The following is a 21,941-nucleotide window of genomic DNA, read 5'->3' as shown; positions in this document are numbered from 1 at the left end:
GCCGACCGCCAGGCGCCGGAGTCCCGCGCGCCCGCCAGCGCTTCCAGGTACAGCGCGCGGGGGACGCCGGAACCGGGCCGGCCAGCTGCTTTAGTTGCCGGCGAGTTCGAGTTCCGCTGCCAGGCCCAGCAGCTCCGCCTCCGCGCCGCGGCGTCCAATCAGCTGCACTCCCATGGACAGCCCCGCCGCCGTCCTGTGCGTGGGAACGGTGACCGCCGGCACGCCCGCCACATTCACCATCGAGGTGTACGGGGTGAACTGGCACTGCCGCCGGTAGTCCTCCTCGGGGTCGAATGCCGTGAAGTACCCCAGCGGGCGGGGCGTCTGGGCCAGGGCGGGCGTGAGCACGGCGTCGTACTGCGCCCACTGGATGCGGCAGTCCCCGGCGATCTTCGCCAGCAGCCGGGCGGCCCCCAGCCGCTGCCCCTTCGGGCGGGCCAGGGCGCGGGCCCGGAAGTGCCGGGCGAAGGGCCCCAGGCGCTCCTCCGCGCCCGGGGGCAACTCCAGGTCCGCCAGCGCGGAGGTCCACACCGTGCGGAAGGCCGGATGGTAGCGGTTGTCGTAGCGCAGGTCCGTCTCCTCGACGCGGTGGCCGGCGCGCTCCAGCAGCACGACGGCGGCGTCCAGCGCCGCGCGCGCTTCCGGATCCAGCTCGATCGGCAGGTGCGCCTCGAACGGCGAGCGCACGCTCAGGCCAATGCGCAGCGTTCGCCCACCGGCCGGTGTCGCGGCACTGGCCGCGTCCAGGTGCGGTTCCGTGCCGGGGGCGGCCCCGGAGAGGGCATCCATCAGCAGGGCGGCGTCCGCGGCGGTGCGGGCCAGCGGTCCGGACACCACCAGCCGGGGTGCCCCGTAGGCGTCCTCGGTTCCCCTGGACAGGTCCGAGGGGACGGCCCCCAGCCCGGGCTTGAGCCCCACCAGCCCGCACGCCGCCGCGGGGATGCGGATCGAGCCCCCGCCGTCGGAACCGGGGGCGAACGGGAGCAGGCCGGCGGCCACCGCGGCGGCGCTGCCGCCGGAGGATCCGCCCGGGGAAAGCGAGGGATCGAGGGGGTTGCGGGCGGCCGGGGCCACCAGGTTCTCCGAATGGCAGGTCAGGCCGAACTCGGGCACCTGCGTCTTGCCCAGTCCCACCGCCCCCTGCGCCCGGACGGAAGCGACCAGGGGATCATCGGCCGCGGCGGGCACGGAGGCGAGGGCCGCCGAACCCCAGGTGGTGGGCACCCCGGCGACGTCCAGGAGATCCTTCCAGGCCAGCGGGAGACCGTGCAGCCGGGGCAGGGGGTGATCCGCATGGCGGGCCCGGACGAACGCCTGGTCCACGGCGGCGGCCTCCTCAAGCGCCCGCTCCGCCGTGACCGTCACGAAGCTGCCCAGCCGGGGGTTCCGTTCCGCGATGCGGTCCAGGTAGTGCCGGGCGAGCTCACGGGCGGAAAGGTCCCCGGCGGCGAGCAGGTCCCGCAGGGCAACGGCCCCGGCCTCGTGCAGTTCCATGCCCTGTGCCTCCTGCCCGGACAGCGCGCCGTCGTACCCTGCCGCGCCGACCCGCAAAAGATCGTCCCATAAAATGGGACCGGTTCGGCTGCGGTTCCCACTCTATCGGCGGGACGGCCGGCCCCCACCGAAAGGATGACGATGAGCGTGTTTGAGACCGTCGAGGTCACCGAGGTTCCGGCCGGCGCGAAGGTGCTGGATGTGCGCGAGGACTACGAGTGGGTCGAGGGCCACGTCACCGGCGCACTCCACATCCCCATGAACGAGGTCCCCGAGCGCCTGGCCGAACTCGACCCGGACGAGGACACCTACGTCATCTGCCGCTCGGGGGGACGCTCGGCGCAGGTTGCCGCGTGGCTGTCCGCCCAGGGGTACACCGTCTTCAACATCGCCGGCGGTTCCGGCGCCTGGCTTGAGGCGGGCCTGCCCATGGCCAGCGAAAACGGGCTGGAGCCCAACGTCCGATGACCTACACCTACCTGGGGCCGGCGGGAACCTTCACCGAGGCGGCCCTGATGCAGGTTCCCGGCGTCGAGGCCGCCGAACGCGTGCCCTCGACGTCCGTGAACACCGCGCTGGATAAGGTGCGCTCGGGGGCCGCGGACTTTGCGATGGTCCCCATCGAGAACTCAGTGGAGGGCGGGGTCTCCGCGACGCTGGACGCCATTGCCACGGGCGAGTCCCTGCAGATCGTGCGCGAGGTCCTGGTCCCGATCACCTTCGTGCTCGTCGCGCGGGAGGGGATCACGTCGCTTGAGCAGGTCCGCACCGTGTCCACCCACGGACACGCCTACGCCCAGACCCGCCACTGGTGCGAGGCCAACCTGCCCGGCCACGACTTCCTGCCGGCATCCTCCACCGCCGCCGGCGCCCTGGGCCTGCTGGACCCGGAGAACCACTACGACGCCGCCATCTGCGCGCCGCTGGTGGCCGAGCGCAACCACCTGAACATCCTGCGCCGCGGCATCGAGGACACCGCCGGGGCCGTGACGCGCTTCGTGCTGGTGTCCAAGCCCGGCAGGATCCCCGCGCCCACCGGCAACGACAAGACCACCGTGGTGGTCCCGCTGCCGGAGGACCACCCCGGAGCCCTGATGGACCTGCTGGACCAGTTCGCCGCCCGTGGGGTGAACCTCAGCCGCATCGAGTCCCGGCCCACCGGTGAAGCGCTCGGGTCCTACTTCTTCTCCGTCGACGCCGAAGGGCACATCAACGAGGCCCGCATGGCGGACGCGCTCGCCGGCCTGCACCGGATCAGCCCCGGGGTGCGTTTCCTGGGCTCGTACCCGTCCGTGGGCAGGTCCCCCAACGCGGGGGCCTCGGTGGCCCGGCACAACACGGACGAGGCGTTCGCGCAGGCCGCGGCCTGGGTGGCCCAGCTCAAGGCCCACCTCGGCTGACCCGCTGCCCCGGTTGATCCGCCACTCCGGCGGGACCCGGCCTGCGTGGCTCAACCGGGGACGCGCACGCGCAATGCCCGGGGCAGGACCCAGACCGTCAGGGCCCGGATCTCCCCCACCGGATCGCCATCCAGCTGCGCGCTGATCGGCTCCGGCACGGACAGGCGGACCTTGCGCGCCTGATAGTACTCGATCACCGGGATCGATCCGCGGTGCCGGAACGCCGTCTTCGCCGCAATCCACACCCAGCCGCCGATCGAGCCCGGACTCATCACCACGATGTCCAGCAGGCCGTCGTCGATCCGCGCATCCGGGACGAACTCCAGCCCCGCCTGGAGTTTCCCGCAGTTGGCGAACACCACCGAGCGGACCCTGCGGCGCTGGACCGGGCCGTCGTCGAGGGACATGTCGACGCTGCGGCGCTGGCCGGAGAGGTGCCGCAGCCCGGCCTCGATGTATGCGACCGGCCCGGCCAGGGACTTTAGCCTGAGGCGGGTGTCGCTCATGACATCGGCATCCATGCCGATGCCCGCCATTACCAGGAACACGTTCCCGTCGCGGCGGCCGTCGGCGCGCTCCAGGGCGAACGCGGCCGCATCCACGGCCCGGGTGGCCCCGTAGAGGGCCGTATGCACGGCGGCGTCGATGTCGTCCACCCCAATGTCCAGGTTCCGTGCCAGCAGGTTTCCGGTGCCCAGCGGCAGGACCGCCAGCGTCGCGGCCTCCCGCGCGGAAGGGGTTCGGGGCGTTGGCGGCTGCCCGGCCCCACCGCCCGGCCCGCCCTCATGCCGCAGGCCCTCCGCGGCGGCCGCCGGCACGGCCGCGGGGCGGGTGGACCAAAGGTCCGGACCGGCGGAATCCCCGGCCAGGACCTCGGCGACCTCGCGCACCGTGCCGTCCCCGCCCGCCGCCACCAGCAGGGTGCATCCGGCCGCCAGGGCCTCCAGCGCCATGGACCGGCCCGGATCCTCCACCGTCGTGGGGAAGACCAGGGGAGGTGCGTAGCCGGCGGCGGCGCAGCCGGCGCGCAGCGCCGCCTCGGCCCGCCCGGCATGGTGCTTGGAGGGGTTCAGGATCAGGCCCACGCGGGGCGGCGGACCTTCGGGGATGCGCTCCGCCGGAGCCGCTTCCAGCAGGGCCAGGGGCGCCTCGAGCCGGCGCACGGACCACCAGCCCGCCGCGGCGACCACCACGGCGACGAAGACCAGGACCACCACGAAGGTATCGATCGGCATGATGCCTTTTACCCTAGTGGCCATTCGGTAGGCTTGGGGCGTGATCGACGTTAAAGAACTCGCAGAGAATCCCGAGCTGTTCCGCGCCTCGCAACGGGACCGTGGGGCCGACGAATCCCTGATCGACCAGATCCTGGCCGCGGATGCCGCCCGTCGCGAGTCGATTGCCAGCTTCGAGGCCCTGCGCGCCGAGCAGAAGGCCTTCGGCAAGAAGGTCGCGCAGGCCAAGGGCGAGGAGAAGCAGGCCCTTCTGGCCGAGGTGCAGGAACTGGCCGCGCAGGTCAAGGCCGCCGACGCGGCCTCAAGTGCCGCCCAGGCCGAACTCGAGCGGCTGCAGCGGCTGATCCCCAACCTCATCCAGGAGGGGACCCCGGCCGGCGGCGAAGAGGACTTCGTCGTCGTCAAGACCGTCGGCACCCCGCGCGACTTCTCCACGGCCGGCTTCGAGCCGCGCGACCACCTGGAAATCGGCGAGCTGCTCGGCGCGATCGACATGGAGCGCGGCGCCAAGGTCTCCGGTTCGCGCTTCTACTTCCTCAAGGGCGTCGGGGCGCGGCTTGAGATTGCGCTAATGAACATGGCGCTGGACCAGGCCGTGGCCAACGGCTTCATCCCGGTGATCACCCCGACGCTGGTGCGCCCGGAAACCATGCAGGGGACCGGCTTCGACGTCGCCCACGACGACGAGATCTACCGGCTCGAGCGCGACAACCTGTACCTGGTGGGCACCTCCGAGGTGGCCCTGGCCGGCTACCACGCGGACGAAATCCTTGACCTGTCCGGCGGCCCGACCCGCTACGCCGGCTGGAGCTCCTGCTACCGCCGCGAGGCCGGTTCCGCCGGCAAGGACACCCGCGGCATTATCCGCGTGCACCAGTTCAACAAGCTGGAGATGTTCATCTACTGCTCCGTCGAGGACGCCGCCGCCGAGCACCAGCGCCTGCTGGCCTGGGAGGAGGAGATGCTGGCAAAGGTGGAGCTGCCGTACCGCGTCATCGACACCGCCGCCGGCGACTTGGGCATGAGCGCGGCGCGCAAGTTCGACTGCGAGGCGTGGGTCCCGACCCAGGGGGCCTACCGCGAGTTGACCTCCACCTCCAACTGCACCACCTTCCAGGCCCGCCGCCTGAACATCCGCGAGCGCGTGCCCGGGGAGGACGGCAAGCCGGGCAAGGGCACCCGCGCCGTGGCCACGCTCAACGGCACGCTGGCGACCACCCGCTGGATTGTCGCGATCCTTGAGCACCACCAGAACGCCGACGGCTCGGTGAACGTTCCTGCCGCGCTGCGTCCGTACCTGGGTGGGCTTGAAGTACTTCCCGTCCTCTGACAGGGAGAAACACCTTCGGACCAGGCGGTCCGGAGGGCGCCCGGCGCGCCCTCCGGGCCGCTTTGCGTCCCGGCAACATTCACGCCGATTTCATTCCCCGGAAAATTTTCCCCATGACCAATATGGGGCTGTAGTGGTTCACTAGGTGGATGACACTCGCAATGAGCGCCGGCATCGAAGACCGGCAAGAGAACCCGAACCCTCTGATGGTGTGCCTGGACGTGGACGGCACACTCGTGAACCACGACGGGCACATGTCCCCGACGGTCATGGAAGCCGCCCGCGCGGTGGTCGCCGCCGGCCACGAGGTGGTTATCTCCACCGGACGCTCGCTGGGCGCCACGCTCCCGGTGGTGGAACTGCTTGGCATCGAGCGTGGCTACGCGGTGTGCTGCAACGGTGGTGTGACGCTGCGCGTGGATTCTTCCCTGCCCGACGGATACGAGGTCATCGACCGCCAGACCTTCGATCCGGCCCCCGCGCTGAAGGCGTTGCGCGATGTCCTGCCGACCGCCAAGTACGCCCTGGAGGACGTGGATGGGAACTTCCTCTCCACCGAACGCTTCCAGGACGCCAGCTTTGGGGTGGTTGCCCAGGGTGTCGACTTCGAGCGCCTCATGGAGTCGATCGCGGTGCGCCTGGTGGTCTTCTCCACCGACTCCACCGCGGAGGAGTTCGGCCAGGCCGTGGAGGCGATCGGCCTGCACGGGGTGACCTACTCCGTGGGGTGGACGGCATGGCTGGACATCGCCGCCGAGGGCATCTCCAAGGCCAGCGGCGTCGAGGCCCTGCGTGCGCACCTGGAGATCGACCCGGCGAACACCATCGCCGTGGGCGACGGCCGCAACGATATCGAGATGCTGCGCTGGGCGGCCCGCGGCGTCGCCATGGGCCAGGCGCCTGAGGAGGTCAAGGCCGCGGCGGACGAGGTCACGGACCCCGTCGAGGGTGACGGCCTGGCGCACGTGCTGCGCAGCCTCCTCTAGGACGGGCCCGGCGCCCGGGCACTACCCGCCTGCTAGATCCCAAACAGGCCGATCACCAGGCACATGGCCAGCACGGTGACCAGTTCGTGGGCACAGTTCAGCACCGTGAGGCGCACGGGGCGGCCCTCGAACGCGTCATGGGTGATGAAGCGCGCGGCGGTGAAGCCCGTCCAGAGGATGACGCCGGTAACAAACGTGTTGACCAGGAAGTTCCCGCCATAGAAGTGCTGGGCGATCGCTGCCGATCCTGCCAGCACCCACGCGCTGACAAAGCTCGCCACGAACGCCACGAGGATCGGCCCGGCCGCGGCCTTCGCTTCCCCGGACGGGGCGACCTTGGCAGTCCGCCTCCAGTAGTTGCCGAAAACCTGCGGCATGTACCAGACAAAGCCCACCACCATCGCGGACAGCGTGGCCGCCAGGACGGCCCAGAAATTGATCGCAGGAACAAGCATGGCAATCTCCTCAGGCTGGATGACCCCGGCGGGGAGCCGCGGAAACCTGCGGCCCGCTATGGTCTCGGCTGGCTAGAGTTGTGGCTGGCTAGAGTCTAGGGGCACCGGGGAACACCTGTCGTCAGGTGTGCCCCGGTGCCCGCCGGCAGGCTCCGGAGCGATCGGCCTTGGCCGCCCACGCAAAAGGCCCCGCCGTTCGGGGCCCCGCGTGCGAACACGCGCGGGACCGCCGGACGGCGGGGCCGGGCAGGCGCCGCAGCGCCCGGTGAAACCGCTAGCCCTGGGCCGCGAAACGCTCGATGGAGCGCTGCAGCTCAGCCTCGGCGGCCTCGCGGCCCTCCCAGCCCTCGGCCTTGACCCACTTGCCGGGCTCCAGGTCCTTGTAGCGGGTGAAGAAGTGCTCGATCTCCTTGATCAGCCACTGGTCGACGTCTTCGAGCTCCCGGATGTGCTCAAAGCGCTTGTCGGTCGGCACGCACAGCAGCTTGGCGTCTCCACCGCCGTCGTCGGTCATGTTGAACACGCCGATCGGGCGGGACTCGACAATCACGCCCGGGATCAGGTCCACGCCCGGGATCCACACCATCGCGTCCAGCGGGTCGCCGTCCTCGCCGAGGGTGTCGTCGAAGTAGCCGTAGTGGGTCGGGTACTGCATCGGGGTGAACAGCACGCGGTCCAGGCGCAGGCGGTGGGTTTCGTGGTCGATCTCGTACTTGACGCGGGATCCCGACGGAATCTCGATGGTGACGTCGTGGCTCATCTGAGTCTCCTCGACTTTCGTGCCGGACGGCGTGCGGGCGCGGGGCGCGCACGCGCCGTCTAGTCTTAAAGGTGTTGTGCCTAAGCGTATAGGGCGCGGCGTGGCAACGGCGATTTCGGAGGTGGCTGATGAAGCGCGGCACGCGTGCGCTCACTTCCGGGCTCCTGGCGGCCGTCCTCGGCACGCTGGTCCTGCTGGTCATCGTGAACCTTTCCGCCGCCGTGCCGGGGTCGACGGTGGCCGCCCCGGCGCCGGCCCCGCTGCCCGTGCTCCCCTCCGCCTCGGCCAGCATGCTGGCTCCGCTGGGCACCGATGCCACGGATGCCGGCGCGCCAATGCCCGACGCCGCGGTCCTGGCGGAGGCGCTTGACGCGACTTTCGGGAACGGCGCCGCGGACGATGGCGGGGCCATCTTCGGGGCCTCCGTCGCCGACGTCGCCACCGGACAGGAACTGTACTCCCGCCAGGGGGCGGCGCCCGGGGTGCCGGCCTCCAGCCTGAAGGTGTTCACCGCCGCAGCCGCGCTGGCCGAACTGGGTCCCGACCGGCGGCTGCGGACGGTGGTCCGGCGCGGCGCCGGAAACCGGGTGGTGCTGGTCGGCGGCGGCGACGTGCTGCTCGGCACTGCGAAATCCGGCACTGCAGAATCCGGCACCGCGGCGGAAGGGCGGGCCAGCCTGGCCGTGCTGGCCCGGGACACGGCGGCCGCACTGTTGGCCGGCCGTGACGGGCGGACCATTACCGGAAAAGTCGAGGTCCTGCTCGATGACACCCTCTTTGCCGGGGCCACGCTGAGCCCGGCGTGGGACGAATCCCTGGTGAGCAGCGGAAACATCGCCCCCGTACAGCCGCTGGCGCTGCATGGGGCCCGCCAGGACACCGGCAGGGACAGCCCGCGCGTCGCCGATCCGGCCCTCGCCGCCGCCCAGGCGTTCCGTGCCCTGCTGGCCCAGGAACTGAAGCAGCAACAGGCGGCCCGGAAAGCGTCCTCCTCACCGAGCCCGTCCACCTCCACCACCCCGTCCCCGACTCCCGCTTCGTCCCCGGCGAGCGCAACGCCGCCGGAAGCCCCCGCCGTGCCCCTGGGGGTTGCCGGCACCGTGGCGCGGGGGAGCGCGCCGGAAGGCGCCGCGGAACTTGCCGCCGTCGAATCCGCCCCGCTGCGCGAGCAGCTGCGCCACATGGGGGAGGAGTCGGATAACTACGTGGCCGAGGCGGTGGGACGGCTGGTGGCGCTGGAGGCCGGCAAGCCAGCGACGTTCGGCGGCGCGACGGAGGCCGTGAAGGAAGCCGTCGGCCGGCTCGGGGTTGACACGGCCGGACTGGTTCTGGCGGATACTTCCGGCCTGGCCGCCGCCAACCAGGTGTCCCCGGAGCAGCTGGCCGCGACGCTGCGGGCCGCGGCCTCCTCCGAAAAGCCCGCCCTGCGCGAACTGAGCTACCTGCTGCCGGTCGCCGGTGCCACCGGAACCCTGGGCGACCGGCTCACCGGGGCCGCCACGAGCGGCACGGTGCGGGCCAAGACCGGTTCGCTGACGGGCGTGGCCACCCTGACCGGGTATGCGGTGACCTCCGAGGGGCGGGTGCTGGCGTTTTCCTTCTTTGCCCAAGGCGTGCCCGCCCCGTTGGCCCCGGCCCGCGCCACGCTGGACGCCGCCGCCACCGTTCTCTCCGGCTGCGGGTGCCGCTGACCGCCCCCCGTGTGGTGTGATGGGTCCATGGATACCTCGGCCGTGGAGCCCCCCGTCCGCCTGATCAACTGGAAGCTGGCGGCCGATGCCGCGGCGCGGCTGGGCAGCGCCGGGCCGAAGCTGAACACGGCCGACCGGGAGGACGTCGTGGCCGACCTGCGCCGCCATGCCGACGCGTCCGTCGCCCACGTGCACCGCATCACCGGACTGGAGGCGGCCCGCGACCTGCGCGACTCCCAGGTGCTGATCGTCGACCGTGCCAGCTGGGCCCGCGCCAACACGCACAGCTTCGAGGCCCTGCTTGACCCCGCACTGCGCCGCCTGGGCGAGAAAAAGGGCTCCCGGCTGAGTGAACCGACCGTCGCCCTCAGCGGGGTCCTCACCGGGGCGGAGATGGGAGCGGTCCTGGCCTTCCTCTCCTCCAAGGTCCTGGGCCAGTACGACCCCTTCTCCGGCCTGCTCCGCCCCGCCGCGTCCGGTGGCGGCAGGCTGATGCTGGTGGCCCCCAACATCGTCGAGGTGGAGCGCGAACTCGGCGTCGAGCCAGCCGATTTCCGCCTCTGGGTCTGCCTTCACGAACAGACCCACCGGGTGCAGTTCGCCGCGGCACCATGGCTGCGCGACCACCTGCGCGACCAGATTTCCCGCCTCGCCGAGGGCCTGGTCGAGACCACCGACGGCCTCGGCGAGCGGCTCATGGACGTGGCCCGCGAGGCGCTGGGCACCCGTGATGCGGCCGGGGAGGAACGGACGTCCCGTTCCGGGGACGGCCGGAGGCAGGAAGGATCCCCGGGACTGCTCGCGGTGCTGAAGGACCCGGGGGACCAGGCCGTGCTCAGCCACCTGACAGCGGTCATGAGCCTGCTTGAGGGGCACGCCAACGTGGTCATGGACGCGGTGGATGCCTCGATCGTGCCCACCGTGCGCACCATCCGCCAGCGCTTCAACCGGCGCGGGGAGAACCGCAGCGCCCTGGAGAAATGGGTGCGCCGCCTCTTGGGGCTGGATGCCAAGATGCGCCAGTACGCGGACGGGCAGAAGTTCGTCCAACGGGTCGTGGACCGGGTGGGCATGGAGCGTTTCAACGTGATCTGGGAGCGCCCTGAGCACCTGCCCACCGAACGCGAGCTGCACCACCCCGACGAATGGATCGGCCGGATGGGGCTAGCCCCGGCTCCGGCCCGCTAAGGGCCGATGGGGGGACACCTTCCCGCCGCGGTGGCCGCGGCCCGCAACGCGGTGCGGCGTTTGGTTCCGCGCGGGTCCTTCGTCCTGGTCGCCTGCAGCGGGGGAGCGGACTCGCTGGCGCTGGCCGCCGCCGCCGCGTTCCTGGCGGGCAAGGGCGAACTCCGCGCCGGCGCCGTGGTGGTGGACCACGCCCTGCAGGAGGACAGCGCGGCCGTGGCCGCCCAGGCTGCAGGGCAGGTGCGCGCGCTGGGGCTGTCCCCGGTGCTGGTCAAGGCGCCCGGCGTCGAAGGCACCGGTTCCGAGGCGCAGGCCCGCACGGCCCGCTACGCCGCATTCGCGGAGGCGCTGGAGGAAACGGGGGCGGACCACGTGCTGCTCGGGCACACCCTCGACGACCAGGCCGAACAGGTGATTTTGGGCCTGGCCCGCGGTTCCGGAACCCGTTCGCTGGCCGGGATCCCCGCCACGCGCGGGCCCTACCTGCGTCCTTTCCTGGGCCTGCGCCGCGCCCAGACAGAAGCGGTCTGCGCCCATGAGGCACTGGACTACTGGACCGACCCGACCAACCTGGAGCGCGGCCCGCTGCGCAACCGCGTCCGGCTCGACGTGCTGCCGGTCCTTGAGGCCGCGCTCGGCCCCGGAGTCGCCGAGGCGCTCGCCCGCACCGCCCTGCTGGCCCGCGCCGACGCCGACCACCTCGACCGCCTTGCCCAAGACGCGCTGGAGGACCTGCTCCTGCCCGTCGCCGCGCCCGGGTGCCTGGCCCTGGACCTGGCGGGGTTGCGCGCGTTGGGGCCGGCCCTGCGCGGACGGGTGCTGCGCGCCGCCGCCGTCCGACTCGGCGGGGAAAACCCGACCCTGGAACGCATCGCGGCCACCGAACGCCTTGTCGACGGGGCCGGGTCGGCCGGACCCGTCCAGCTGGCCGGGCACGTCGCCGCCTACCGCGAACGCCCGGACGGTCCCCACGGCCCGGCCCGCCGGGCCGTCGTGCTGGAGGGACGGGTGCTGGATGGCAGGGTTCCGGAAGGCCCTGCGGATCACCCGGAGGCGGCAGGCTAGGGGCAGCCCGGTTCCGCACTCGGGGCCGTGCTGTGGCACTCTTGAAGCAGCAGCCCACACTCCCCGCCCGCCCCCGCGGGCATCCGTAGACAGCAGGAGCTCCCCCGTGGATTCGAACGACGTCATCGCCGACATCAAGCACGTCCTCTACACCAAGGAACAGATCCAGGACCGCATCGCCGAACTCGCGGCGCGGATCGACGAGGACTACGCGGACCGCGACCTGCTGGTCGTCGGGGTCCTCAAGGGGGCCGTCATGGTGATGGCCGACCTGGCCCGCGCCCTGCACTCCCACGTGACCATGGATTGGATGGCCGTCTCCTCCTACGGCTCCGGAACGCAGTCCTCCGGCGTCGTGCGCATCCTCAAGGACCTGGACACCGACCTGATGGGCAAGCACGTCCTGATCGTCGAGGACATCATCGACTCCGGGCTGACCCTGTCCTGGCTCAAGGCCAACCTGCAGTCCCGCGGACCGGCCTCGGTGGAAATCTGCACGCTGCTGCGCAAGCCGGAGGCAGCCAAGGTGGAGATCGACGTCAAGTACGTGGGCATGGATATCCCGAACGAATTCGTCGTCGGCTACGGCCTGGACCACGCCGAGCGGTACCGCAACCTGGACTTCATCGGCACCCTCGCCCCGCACGTCTACTCCTAGCGCACGGGCCTGCTCCCAGCGCGGGGGCCGGTGCCGACCCCGGCCATACGGCGCAAAGGGCCCCCGGTTGGGGGGCCCTTTGCGCTCCCTGGGCGGCCCGCGGAAATCCTTACGCCCAAAGGGGAACTGAATGCGCGTCCCGTGCGTCTTGCTTACTGGACGTGTACTTATAGATCAGCGCCACCGGGGCGCCCGGGCGCTCGCGCCCGCAAGCAGGAGGGACGGGGGACGGGACCCCCACGCATGAAAGCCAAGAAGATCCTCAACAGCTGGGCCATCTGGGTTCTGGTCGGCGCCGTTGCGCTGCTCATTTTCCTGCCGACGCTGGCGTCGGGCAACACCGGCCGGGTCGATACGAGCATCGGCCTGCAGATGCTCCAAGAGAACAGGGCCTCCGTGGCCAAGATCTTCGACGCCGACCAGCGCGTGGACCTGACCCTGAAGGAGAACTACGTCGTCGACGGGCAGGACAAGGGCAAGCAGGTGTCCTTCTACTACTCCACGGCCCGGGCGGACGACGTCGTCCAGGCGATCGATACCGCCAACCTCGACTCCTTCACCGACCAGCCGGTGGAGAACAACTGGTTCCTGAGCCTGGTCAGCGTGATTGTCCCGTTCATCCTGATTGCCCTGCTCTTCTGGTTCCTGCTCTCGCGCGCCCAGGGCGGCGGCTCCAAGGTCATGCAGTTCGGCAAGTCCCGGGCCAAGCTGATCACCAAGGACATGCCCCAGGTGACCTTCGCTGACGTCGCCGGCGCCGACGAGGCCGTCGAGGAACTGTACGAGATCAAGGAGTTCCTGCAGGAGCCGGGCAAGTTCCAGGCCGTCGGTGCGAAGATCCCCAAGGGCGTCCTGCTCTACGGCCCTCCCGGAACGGGCAAGACCCTGCTGGCCAAGGCGGTCGCCGGCGAGGCGGGCGTCCCCTTCTACTCGATCTCCGGCTCCGACTTCGTGGAGATGTTCGTCGGCGTGGGCGCCTCCCGCGTGCGCGACCTGTTCGAGCAGGCGAAGAACAATGCCCCGGCGATCATCTTCGTGGACGAGATCGACGCCGTCGGCCGCCACCGCGGCGCCGGCGTCGGCGGCGGCAACGACGAGCGCGAACAGACGCTGAACCAGCTGCTGGTGGAGATGGACGGCTTCGACGCCAACGCCAACGTCATCCTTATCGCCGCGACCAACCGCCCGGACGTGCTGGACCCGGCGCTGCTGCGTCCGGGCCGCTTCGACCGCCAGATCCCGGTGGAGGCCCCCGACCTCGCCGGGCGCGAGCGCATCCTGGGCGTGCACTCCAAGGGCAAGCCGATGGCCCCCAACGTGGACCTGCGCGCGGTCGCCAAGAAGACCCCGGGCTACACCGGTGCCGACCTGGCCAACGTGCTCAATGAGGCCGCGCTGCTCACCGCCCGCTCCAATGCCCAGCTCATCGACGACCGCGCCCTCGACGAGGCGATCGACCGCGTCATGGCCGGCCCGCAGAAGCGCTCGCGCCTGATGAAGGAGCACGAGCGCAAGATCACCGCCTATCACGAGGGCGGGCACGCGCTGGTGGCCGCCGCACTGCGCCATTCGGCGCCGGTCACCAAGATCACGATCCTCCCCCGCGGCCGCGCCCTCGGCTACACCATGGTGGTGCCGGAGGAAGACAAGTATTCCGTCACCCGCAACGAACTGCTCGACCAGCTGGCGTATGCCATGGGCGGACGCGTGGCGGAGGAGATCATCTTCCACGACCCGTCCACCGGCGCCTCCAACGACATCGAGAAGGCCACCGCAACGGCCCGGAAGATGGTCACCCAGTACGGCATGAGCGAGCGCGTTGGCGCCGTGAAGCTCGGCTCCGGCGGGGGCGAGCCGTTCCTGGGCCGCGATGCCGGCCACGACCGCGACTACTCGGACCGCCTGGCCGGGGTGGTGGACGAGGAGGTGCGCAGCCTGATCGATAACGCCCACGACGAGGCGTACGCCATCCTCACCGAGAACCGCCACGTGCTGGACCGCCTGGCCCTGGCGCTGCTGGAGCGCGAGACGCTGAACCAGAAGGAGATCGAGGAGGTCTTCTTCGACATCGTCAAGCGTCCCGAGCGCGAGGTGTGGCTCTCCAAGGAGTCCCGCCCGGTGCACACGGCCCCGCCGGTGCTGTCCCCCGTCGAGCAGCGCCAGCGCGACGAGGCGGCGGCCCGCACGGTGGCGGCCCCGGACGACATCTCCTAGGAGGGGCGGCAGGCTAGGATCGAACCCGTGACGGAAACCGACCAGGAAATGACTGCAATACCGGCTGCCGCAGGCCAGGTGGACCTGCCCCGGATCGAACGCGCCGTGCGCGAGATCCTGGAGGCCATCGGCGAGGACCCGGACCGGGAGGGCTTGGCCGACACGCCCAAGCGGGTCGCCAAGGCCTATGCCGAGTTCTTTTCCGGCCTGCACCAGGACCCGGCCGACCTGCTGTCCACGACCTTCGACATCGGCCACGACGAGCTGGTCCTGGTCAAGGACATCCCGTTCTATTCGACCTGCGAGCACCACCTGGTCCCCTTCCACGGATCCGCGCATATCGGGTACATCCCCGGCCCGTCCGGCAAGGTGACGGGCCTGAGCAAGCTGGCCCGCCTGGTGGAGCTCTACGCGCGCAGGCCCCAGGTCCAGGAGCGCCTGACCACGCAGATCGTGGATGCGCTCGTGAAGTACCTGGAACCGCGCGGGGCAATCGTCGTGATCGAGTGCGAACACATGTGCATGTCCATGCGCGGGGTGCGCAAGCCCGGCGCCCAGACGGTCACCAGCGCCGTCCGCGGCCAGCTGCGCGAACCGGCCACGCGTGCCGAAGCCATGAGCCTCATCCTCGGAAGGTAGGTCCCATGAGCCTTGGAGCCATTCCCGGAACAGGCCCGGCCACCACTCCGCTGCCGGTTCTCCGGCCCCCGCAGGGGGCCCGGACCCTCGCCGGCCTGCCTACCGGCCGCACCCTGGTCATGGGCATCCTGAACGTCACGGAGGACTCCTTCAGCGATGGCGGCCACTACCTGGAGGCCGGCGCCGCCGTCCGCCACGGCCTGGCCCTGATGGCCGCGGGGGCCGACATCATCGACGTGGGTGGCGAATCGACCCGCCCGGGCGCGGACTTCGTCGCCCTCGAGGAGGAGCAGGCCCGCATCATCCCGGTGGTCGCGGCCCTGGCCAAGGCCGGCGCCATCGTCTCCGTGGACACCATGCACACCTCCACCGCGCGCGCGGCGCTTGATGCCGGCGCACACATGGTCAACGATGTCTCCGGGCTCACCCATGAGCCCGACATGCCGGCGCTGATCGCCGAACGCAAGGTCCCCTACGTGCTCATGCACCGCCGCGGCGACCAGAAAACCATGGCCGCCCAAGCGCAGTACACGGATGTCGTGGCCGAGGTCCTCGGCGAACTTGCCGAACTGCGCGACCGCTTTGTCGCCGCCGGCGTCCCGCAGGAGCTGATCGTCATCGATCCGGGCCTGGGCTTCGCCAAGAACCCGGAGCACAACTGGGAGCTGCTCAGGGCCATGGGCCGGGTCCGCGGGCTGGGCCACCGGGTGCTCGTCGGCGCCTCCCGCAAGCGCTTCCTGGGGACCCTGCTGGCGCAGGAGGGCGTCCCCGTCCCGCCGGCCGGGCGCGACGGGGCCACTTCCGCAATCACCGCGCTGTCCGCGGCGGCCGGCGCGTGGTGCGTGCGCGTGCACGACGTCGCCGGATCGGTGGAGGCGGTCAAGGTCGCCCACGCCTGGGCGAACCCGGCCAGCCAGACCGTGCGCGAGGCCGTGCGCCCGGCCGGGCGAGGCTGAGCCCGGTGGACGGGGGCATGCCCGGCGGGGGTCTAAGGAGCGGCGGATGGCCGGACCGCATCACCCTCAGCGGGATCACCGCGACCGGCTACCACGGGGTGTTCGAGCACGAAAAGCGCAACGGACAGCCGTTCGTCGTCGACGTCTGCCTGTACACGGACATCCGTCGGGCGGCCGCCACGGACCGGCTGGCCGACACCACCCATTACGGCGAACTGGCCGAGGTCGTGAAGGCGGAAATCATGTCCGGGCCCTACGACCTCATCGAGACGCTGACGGAGAAGATCGCCGCCGCGGTGCTCGGCGGCTTTGCCGTCCAGGCCGTGGACGTTACGGTCCACAAGCCCAAGGCCCCCATCGAGGTCCCCTTTGGGGACGTGTCCATTTCGATCCACCGGGAGCGGACGTGAGCACGCCGCCGGAACGCCGGGTCCGCGCGGTCCTGGCCCTGGGCAGCAACCTGGGCGAGCGCTCCGACACGCTGGCCAGCGCCGTAGCCGACCTCACCAGGACGGATGCGGTGCGCCTGGTGCGGGCCTCCCCGGTCGTGCAGACCAGGGCCGTGGGCGGGCCCGCCGACCAGCCGGACTACCTGAACATGGTCATCGAGGTGGAGACCGTGCTGGAACCGCTCGCCCTGCTGCGCCACTGCCAGGCCGTGGAGCAGCTCCACCACCGCGTGCGCGAGGTCCGCTGGGGGCCGCGGACGCTGGACGTCGACATCGTTGCCTACGCGGACATGGCGCTGGACACCGCGGAGCTCACGCTGCCGCATCCGCGGGCGGCCGAGCGCGCCTTCGTCCTGCAGCCGTGGGCCTGGATGGACCCCCAGGCCACGCTCGGCGGAGCCCGCGTCTCCGACCTCGCCGCCCGGGCCGCCGACCGCGGCGGGCTGGCGCTGTTTGAGCCGACGGAACGCCGGACGTGAGCGTGCTGCGCCCGGCCTGGCTGCTGGCCATCTGCCTGGGGACCGCCGTCGCGGGCTGGATCGCGCAGCTCTACGCGGCCAGCCATTCCCTGGCCGCCCCGGTGCTGCACTGGACTTCGCTGCTGACCCTGGGTGCCGTCGCCCTGATCACCCTGTCCTTGGGCCTGCGCGTGCTGCGGTACCGCCAAGGCAAGCTCAAGCGCCGACTGGACCCCATCCAGGCGGCCCGTACCCTGGTGCTCGCCCAGTCCAGCGCCTACGCAGGGTCCCTGATCGCCGGCTGGCACCTGGGCATCCTCATCGACCTGCTGCCCGCCGCCGGCATGACCAGTGCCTCCGTCCTGCTGGCCTTCGTCATGACGGCGGCCGGCGTGGTGATGGTTATTGTGGGATGGGTCGTGGAGCAGTTCTGCAAGCTTCCGCCCGAAGATCCCTCGGCGCCGGATGCCGGCGGACACAAACGGGAGGACAACGAAGGGTATGCCGCAGGAACCGGTTGATCCCCAGGGCATTGCGTGGACCCGAGTGTCCCCCAAGTACGCTGCTGTCCGCATGGCCGGCTGGGCGGTGGGCACGGCCGTCACGCTGCTGGTGCTCTCCGTGCCGCTGGTGCTGCGCCTGGCGGGGATCTGGACCTGGCCTCCGCTGTGGCTGGCGTGGGCGGTGCCGCTGGCGGTGCTCGCCCTCGATCTGGTCCGGCTTTCCCTGATCCCGCGCCAGGTCCGCGCCATCGGCTACGCCGAGCGCTCCGAGGACCTGCTGGTCCGCCGCGGCCTCCTTTTCCAGAGGGTCCTGGTGGTCCCCTACGGCCGCATGCAGTACGTGGACGTGGCGGCCGGACCGGTGGCCCGCGCCCTGGGCCTGTGCGAGGTCCGCCTGCACACCGCGGCCGCCGACGCGACCATCGAGATCCCGGGACTGCCCGCAGCCGAGGGCGCCCGGCTGCGGGAAAACCTCACCGCCCGCGGCCAGGCCCGGCTGGCGGGGCTGTGACCGTGCACCGTCCCCAGCCACCGGAGGATCCGGACCTGCCGGAACGCCCCGGGCCGGCCGGCACCCCGCCCCGGATTCCCGAACCGCTTTCCGAACCGCTTTCCGAGCCGCTTTCCCGGGCCGACGAGGCTCCCTGGCGCCGCGTCCACCCGGTCTCCCCGCTGATCCGGGGCTGGATCGGCCTGCTGGCCGTGGCCTGGTTCTGGGGCCAGAACTGGTTCGAGGACATCATCCTTGCCGTCGAGGACCCCGGCGGCCGCGGCGCCCCGCCCATGGAGGGGATACCGTTCCTTGGCGGCGTCGCGTGGCTGCTGCTGGTTGGCGGGGCCGTTCTGGTGCTGGTGGGGCTCTCCTTCTTCCTCTCCTGGCGCTTCACCAAATACCAGGTGACCGACCAGCACGTGAACGTGAACAGCGGAGTCGTCTTCCGCCGCCAGCGGCAGGCACGGATCGACCGCGTCCAGGCCATCGACATCGTCCAGCCGCTGCTGGCGCGCATCTTCGGCCTGGCCGAACTCAAGTTCGAGGTCGCCGACGCGGGGCAGACCGCCATGAGCCTGGCTTTCCTCAGGCTGGGGGAGGCCAAGCGGCTGCGCAACCTGATCCTGGCCCGCGCCGCAGGGCTGCGTTCCGCCCCGGAGGGCACCGGCGCGCCGGGGCCCGGCCTTCCCGGCACCGGCTTTTCCGGCACCGGCGCCGCGGCCCCCGGATCCGGTGTCGGACCTTCCGAGCCGGCAGCAGGCGCCGTGCCTGCCACGGATCCCGCGGCTTCCCCGGATTCCGCTGCTTCCCTGGATCCCGCTGAGGCTCCGGAGCGGGTGGTCGCGGCCGTTCCGGTGGGGAGGCTGGCCGGCTCGCTGGTCTGCCGGCCGCTGACTGTCGCCACCGTGGTCCTGGTCATCGGCGCACTGGTGCTGCAGCCGGTCCTCACGGAGGACGTCAGTCCGCTGGTGGTGCTGCCCTTCCTCCTGGGTGCCGCGGGCGCGCTGTGGAAAGGGTTTTCCAGCGGCTTCAACTTCCAGGCCGCAGCCAGCCCCGACGGGCTGAGGATGGGGTACGGGCTGCTGGACACCCGGCACCAGACCGTCCCGCCGGGACGGGTCCAGGCGGTTCAAATCCGGCGCCCGCTGCTGTGGAGGCCGTTCGGCTGGTACCGGGTCGCCGTGAACGTCGCTGGCTACGGGCCCGGCGGCGACGGCGGCGAGGAACGCTCCACCGTCCTGCCGGTGGGCACCTTCGCGGATGTGCTCGGTGTCCTCTCCGTGGTGCTCCCGGATCCGGGAACCGCCCGGCCGCTGGAACTGATCACCGCCGGCATCGACGGGAGCGGGGACGCTGAGGGTTTCCGCACCACGCCCCGGCGCGCCCGGGGCCTGGCACCGCTGGCCTGGCGCCGGCAGGGCTTTGCGCTCACGGACACCGCGCTGTTCGCCCGGACCGGGGTGCTGGGGCGGGCCTTGGTGATCGTCCCGCACGAGCGCACGCAGGGAATTGCCCTTGAGCAGGGGCCGCTGGCCCGCCGCTTCGGGGTGTGCGACGTCCGCCTGGCCACCACGGCGGGGCCGGTGTCTCCGCGGGTGGTCCAAGCGGATGTGGAGGTGGCCCGGGTACTGTTCCTTGAGCAGGCGGACCGGGCGGCAAGGGCCCGGCACCGCCACGACCGCGACCACTGGTTGGAGGAGAATCCCCATGGCTAAGCCCGGCCGTCTCGGCGTCGGAGTCATCGGCGCCGGCAAAGTGGGCGCCGTGCTGGGCGCTGCGCTGCGTGCCGCGGAGCATGCGGTGGTGGGGGTGCACGCGGTGTCCGAGGAGTCCCGGGAGCGGGCCGAGGCGCTGCTGCCCGGCGTGCCGGTGCTGGAGATCCCGGAAATTGTCCGCCGCTCCGAACTGGTGCTGCTGGCAGTGCCCGACGACGCCTTGGGCCCGCTGGTCCAGGGGTTGGCCGACGGCGGGCACTGGCAGCAGGGCCAGATCGTGGTCCACACAGCCGGCCGCTACGGTACCGGGATCCTGGCTCCGGCACGCGCTGCGGGGGCCATCCCGCTGGCGATCCACCCGGCGATGAGCTTCACCGGCATGAGCCTTGACCTGGCCAGGCTGCAGGACTGCATGTTTGGCATCACCGCCGACCGCATGATGCTGCCGATCGCCCAGGCCCTGGTGGTGGAGATGGGCGCGGAGTCGACGGTGATCGGGGAGGAGGACCGGGCCCGCTACCACGCGGCCCTCGCGCATGCCTCCAACCATCTGGTCACCATCGCCGGACAGGCCGCGCAGCTGCTGGCCTCCGTCGGCGTCGACCGCCCGGACCGGGTGCTGGGACCGCTGATGCGGGCCTCGCTGGAGAACGCCCTTGCCTCGGGCGAAGGTGCGCTGACCGGGCCGGTCGCGCGCGGGGATGTGGGCACCGTGCTGGTCCATCGGGCCGCCCTGGAACACGACGCCGTCACCTTGGACGTGCGGGAGGCCTACCGGGCGTTGTCCCGGGCCACCGCCCAGCGCGCGCTGGCGCGGGGACTGCTCACCGAGGCCCAGGCCGCGGCGATCCTGGACGCGCTGGCCTAGAATTTCCGCGTGAGCAACGCAACTCCCCTTCCCGCCGCGGCAACGACGCCGCTGGTTGTCCAGACCGTCGCCGCACTCAAGGACGCGGTCCGCGGCCGGCTGGAGGAGAGCGCGGTTTCCGGATCCGTCCGGCGGCTGGCGCTGGTCCCCACCATGGGCGCCCTGCATGAGGGGCACGCGCGACTGGTGCGCACCGCCGCGGCGGAGAATGACGTCGTGGTGGTCACCATTTTCGTCAACGAGCTGCAGTTCAACGACCGCGAGGACTTCCTGCGCTACCCGCGCACCCTGGAAGCTGACGTGGAGCTGCTCGCCGGTGCCGGCGCGGACCTGGTCTTCGCCCCCGAAGCCGCGGAGGTGTACCCGGACGGCCCGCCCCTGGTGAAGCTGGACTGCGGCCGGCTGGGCGAGAGGTTCGAGGGCAAGGCCCGGCCCGGGCACTTCGACGGCATGCTGGCCGTGGTTTCCAAGCTGCTCCACTACGGGCAGCCCCCGCTGTCCACCGCCGTGCCCGTGACCTACCGCGCCTACTTCGGGCAAAAGGACGCCCAGCAGCTGGCGATCATTCGCCGGATGGTCGCGGACCTGAATTACGACGTGGATATCCGCTCGGTGCCGATCGTGCGTTCCCCCGAAGGACTGGCCCTGTCCAGCCGCAACCGGTTCCTTTCCGCCGAGGAGGCGGAGGCCGCGCTGGTTCTCAGCCGCGCGCTGTTCCTGCTCAAGCGCCGGGCCGACGCGGGTGAGCCGCTGCATATCGAAGACGCCGAGGCCATGATCGCCAGCCAGCCGCTGGCCAAACTCGACTATTTCGAGGTCGTCGACCCGCGCACCCTGGAGCCCCTCGCCTTCAACTGCCCGGAGACCCCGCTCACCGGGGAGGCGCTGGCACTGGTCGCGGCCCGAGTGGGAGCGGTGCGGCTGATCGACAACATGCCGCTGGGACGGTAGGCGCCTCCGCTCCGAAGGGGTGGGTTGTTCCCGATTTGGTGTGGGGGTGTGGGGGGTGTATTGTTTTCCGAGTCGCCGGGACGGGGACGGCCGGGAACGGCTGGTCCGGAGGGCGGCGAATCCACCCACAACATGTCCTTTCGGGATGGGCGCCTGGTGCGTCCTGGTCCGGGAGGGTGGTGGTTCCGGGCGGGTCGGGTTGCCGTGAAGGCGATTTGACACGAAGGAAACGATGAAATAAATTAGAAATGTCGCCGCGGAACAAAGCGATAAAGATCAAGGATTCTTGGTCGCCGGAACCGCGAGTCGCCTGTTGTTTGAGAACTCAATAGTGTGCCAAGTTTGTTGACACCGATTTTTTATTGGTGAAACGCCTGTGCCTTTTTTGCCCCTGTGTGGGGTGGGGGTGCGGGTTTTTTGCCGGGATTTTTTCTTG

At 71.1% G+C, this 21,941-nt stretch carries 22 protein-coding genes; 18 read left to right on the top strand and 4 right to left on the bottom strand.

The window, feature by feature from the left end:
• Positions 1 to 90: 90 nt before the first annotated feature.
• Positions 91 to 1,494 (bottom strand): amidase, encoded by a 1,404-nt coding sequence (locus tag NCCP_RS06975; RefSeq protein WP_149956530.1) that lies wholly within the window; start codon positions 1,492 to 1,494, stop codon positions 91 to 93.
• A gap of 141 nt (positions 1,495 to 1,635) precedes the next feature.
• Here NCCP_RS06975 and NCCP_RS06970 point away from each other — a divergent pair, with 141 nt between their 5' ends.
• On the top strand, positions 1,636 to 1,962 hold the full coding sequence (locus NCCP_RS06970; RefSeq protein ID WP_149956529.1) for a rhodanese-like domain-containing protein: 327 nt from the start codon (positions 1,636 to 1,638) through the stop codon (positions 1,960 to 1,962).
• Positions 1,959 to 2,894 carry a prephenate dehydratase gene (gene pheA, locus NCCP_RS06965; RefSeq protein ID WP_149956528.1) on the top strand — a complete coding sequence of 312 codons (936 nt, stop codon included), beginning with the start codon at positions 1,959 to 1,961 and terminating at the stop codon, positions 2,892 to 2,894. The genes NCCP_RS06970 and pheA overlap by 4 nt, the downstream gene beginning before the upstream one ends.
• Positions 2,895 to 2,944: 50 nt before the next feature.
• Here pheA and NCCP_RS06960 read toward each other — a convergent pair whose 3' ends face one another.
• Entirely contained in the window at positions 2,945 to 4,129 is a 1,185-nt protein-coding gene (locus NCCP_RS06960) for a diacylglycerol/lipid kinase family protein (protein WP_172627325.1), read from the bottom strand.
• Between the two features lie 40 nt (positions 4,130 to 4,169).
• Between NCCP_RS06960 and serS the strand changes: the two genes are divergently transcribed.
• Together serS and NCCP_RS06950 are read left to right on the top strand one after the other, a co-directional pair.
• Positions 4,170 to 5,459: a serine--tRNA ligase gene (gene serS, locus NCCP_RS06955; protein WP_149956526.1), complete on the top strand. Its 1,290-nt coding sequence runs from the start codon at positions 4,170 to 4,172 to the stop codon at positions 5,457 to 5,459.
• 149 nt (positions 5,460 to 5,608) lie between these two features.
• Complete coding sequence (locus NCCP_RS06950; protein WP_225873732.1) at positions 5,609 to 6,445, top strand: HAD family hydrolase; 837 nt, start codon at positions 5,609 to 5,611, stop codon at positions 6,443 to 6,445.
• 32 nt (positions 6,446 to 6,477) lie between these two features.
• On the opposite strand, the gene NCCP_RS06945 is transcribed toward NCCP_RS06950, so the two are convergent.
• A complete protein-coding gene (locus NCCP_RS06945; protein ID WP_149956525.1) occupies positions 6,478 to 6,900 on the bottom strand; it encodes a DUF1761 domain-containing protein in 423 nt (140 codons plus the stop codon).
• A gap of 274 nt (positions 6,901 to 7,174) precedes the next feature.
• Positions 7,175 to 7,660 carry an inorganic diphosphatase gene (locus NCCP_RS06940; protein ID WP_149956524.1) on the bottom strand — a complete coding sequence of 162 codons (486 nt, stop codon included), beginning with the start codon at positions 7,658 to 7,660 and terminating at the stop codon, positions 7,175 to 7,177.
• Between the two features lie 128 nt (positions 7,661 to 7,788).
• Between NCCP_RS06940 and dacB the strand changes: the two genes are divergently transcribed.
• From dacB to panC, 14 genes are all read left to right on the top strand, one after another.
• Entirely contained in the window at positions 7,789 to 9,351 is a 1,563-nt protein-coding gene (gene dacB / locus NCCP_RS06935) for a D-alanyl-D-alanine carboxypeptidase/D-alanyl-D-alanine endopeptidase (RefSeq protein ID WP_149956523.1), read from the top strand.
• A 27-nt stretch (positions 9,352 to 9,378) separates the two neighbouring features.
• Positions 9,379 to 10,539, top strand: a complete 1,161-nt coding sequence (locus NCCP_RS06930; RefSeq protein ID WP_149956522.1) for a zinc-dependent metalloprotease — start codon at positions 9,379 to 9,381, stop codon at positions 10,537 to 10,539.
• Positions 10,540 to 10,545: 6 nt separating this feature from the next.
• Complete coding sequence (gene tilS, locus NCCP_RS06925; protein ID WP_149956521.1) at positions 10,546 to 11,601, top strand: tRNA lysidine(34) synthetase TilS; 1,056 nt, start codon at positions 10,546 to 10,548, stop codon at positions 11,599 to 11,601.
• 106 nt (positions 11,602 to 11,707) lie between these two features.
• Positions 11,708 to 12,259, top strand: coding sequence for a hypoxanthine phosphoribosyltransferase (gene hpt, locus NCCP_RS06920; RefSeq protein ID WP_149956520.1), 552 nt, complete (start codon positions 11,708 to 11,710; stop codon positions 12,257 to 12,259).
• Positions 12,260 to 12,502: 243 nt separating this feature from the next.
• Entirely contained in the window at positions 12,503 to 14,473 is a 1,971-nt protein-coding gene (gene ftsH / locus NCCP_RS06915) for an ATP-dependent zinc metalloprotease FtsH (protein ID WP_149956519.1), read from the top strand.
• A gap of 48 nt (positions 14,474 to 14,521) precedes the next feature.
• A complete protein-coding gene (gene folE, locus NCCP_RS06910) occupies positions 14,522 to 15,112 on the top strand; it encodes a GTP cyclohydrolase I FolE (protein WP_149956661.1) in 591 nt (196 codons plus the stop codon).
• Between the two features lie 5 nt (positions 15,113 to 15,117).
• On the top strand, positions 15,118 to 16,068 hold the full coding sequence (folP, locus tag NCCP_RS06905) for a dihydropteroate synthase (RefSeq protein WP_149956518.1): 951 nt from the start codon (positions 15,118 to 15,120) through the stop codon (positions 16,066 to 16,068).
• 17 nt (positions 16,069 to 16,085) lie between these two features.
• Complete coding sequence (gene folB / locus NCCP_RS06900; protein WP_149956660.1) at positions 16,086 to 16,478, top strand: dihydroneopterin aldolase; 393 nt, start codon at positions 16,086 to 16,088, stop codon at positions 16,476 to 16,478.
• Positions 16,475 to 16,996 carry a 2-amino-4-hydroxy-6-hydroxymethyldihydropteridine diphosphokinase gene (gene folK, locus NCCP_RS06895; RefSeq protein ID WP_149956517.1) on the top strand — a complete coding sequence of 174 codons (522 nt, stop codon included), beginning with the start codon at positions 16,475 to 16,477 and terminating at the stop codon, positions 16,994 to 16,996. The genes folB and folK overlap by 4 nt, the downstream gene beginning before the upstream one ends.
• Complete coding sequence (locus NCCP_RS06890) at positions 16,993 to 17,496, top strand: DUF3180 domain-containing protein (RefSeq protein ID WP_149956516.1); 504 nt, start codon at positions 16,993 to 16,995, stop codon at positions 17,494 to 17,496. The genes folK and NCCP_RS06890 overlap by 4 nt, the downstream gene beginning before the upstream one ends.
• Positions 17,477 to 17,989, top strand: coding sequence for a PH domain-containing protein (locus NCCP_RS06885; RefSeq protein WP_149956515.1), 513 nt, complete (start codon positions 17,477 to 17,479; stop codon positions 17,987 to 17,989). Before NCCP_RS06890 ends, NCCP_RS06885 begins: the two co-directional genes overlap by 20 nt.
• Positions 17,986 to 19,686 carry a PH domain-containing protein gene (locus NCCP_RS06880; protein ID WP_149956514.1) on the top strand — a complete coding sequence of 567 codons (1,701 nt, stop codon included), beginning with the start codon at positions 17,986 to 17,988 and terminating at the stop codon, positions 19,684 to 19,686. The genes NCCP_RS06885 and NCCP_RS06880 overlap by 4 nt, the downstream gene beginning before the upstream one ends.
• The gene (locus tag NCCP_RS06875; protein ID WP_149956513.1) at positions 19,679 to 20,554 is read left to right on the top strand and encodes a Rossmann-like and DUF2520 domain-containing protein; all 876 of its coding nucleotides are present in this window, start codon (positions 19,679 to 19,681) and stop codon (positions 20,552 to 20,554) included. The genes NCCP_RS06880 and NCCP_RS06875 overlap by 8 nt, the downstream gene beginning before the upstream one ends.
• Positions 20,555 to 20,563: 9 nt before the next feature.
• A complete protein-coding gene (panC, locus tag NCCP_RS06870; protein WP_225873731.1) occupies positions 20,564 to 21,505 on the top strand; it encodes a pantoate--beta-alanine ligase in 942 nt (313 codons plus the stop codon).
• The last annotated feature ends 436 nt before the right edge of the window (positions 21,506 to 21,941 follow it).

The sequence above is a fragment of the Zafaria cholistanensis genome, from assembly GCF_008580665.1.
Taxonomy (GTDB): Bacteria; Actinomycetota; Actinomycetes; order Actinomycetales; family Micrococcaceae; genus Zafaria; species Zafaria cholistanensis.
This window is presented reverse-complemented; position numbering and strand designations above follow the sequence as displayed.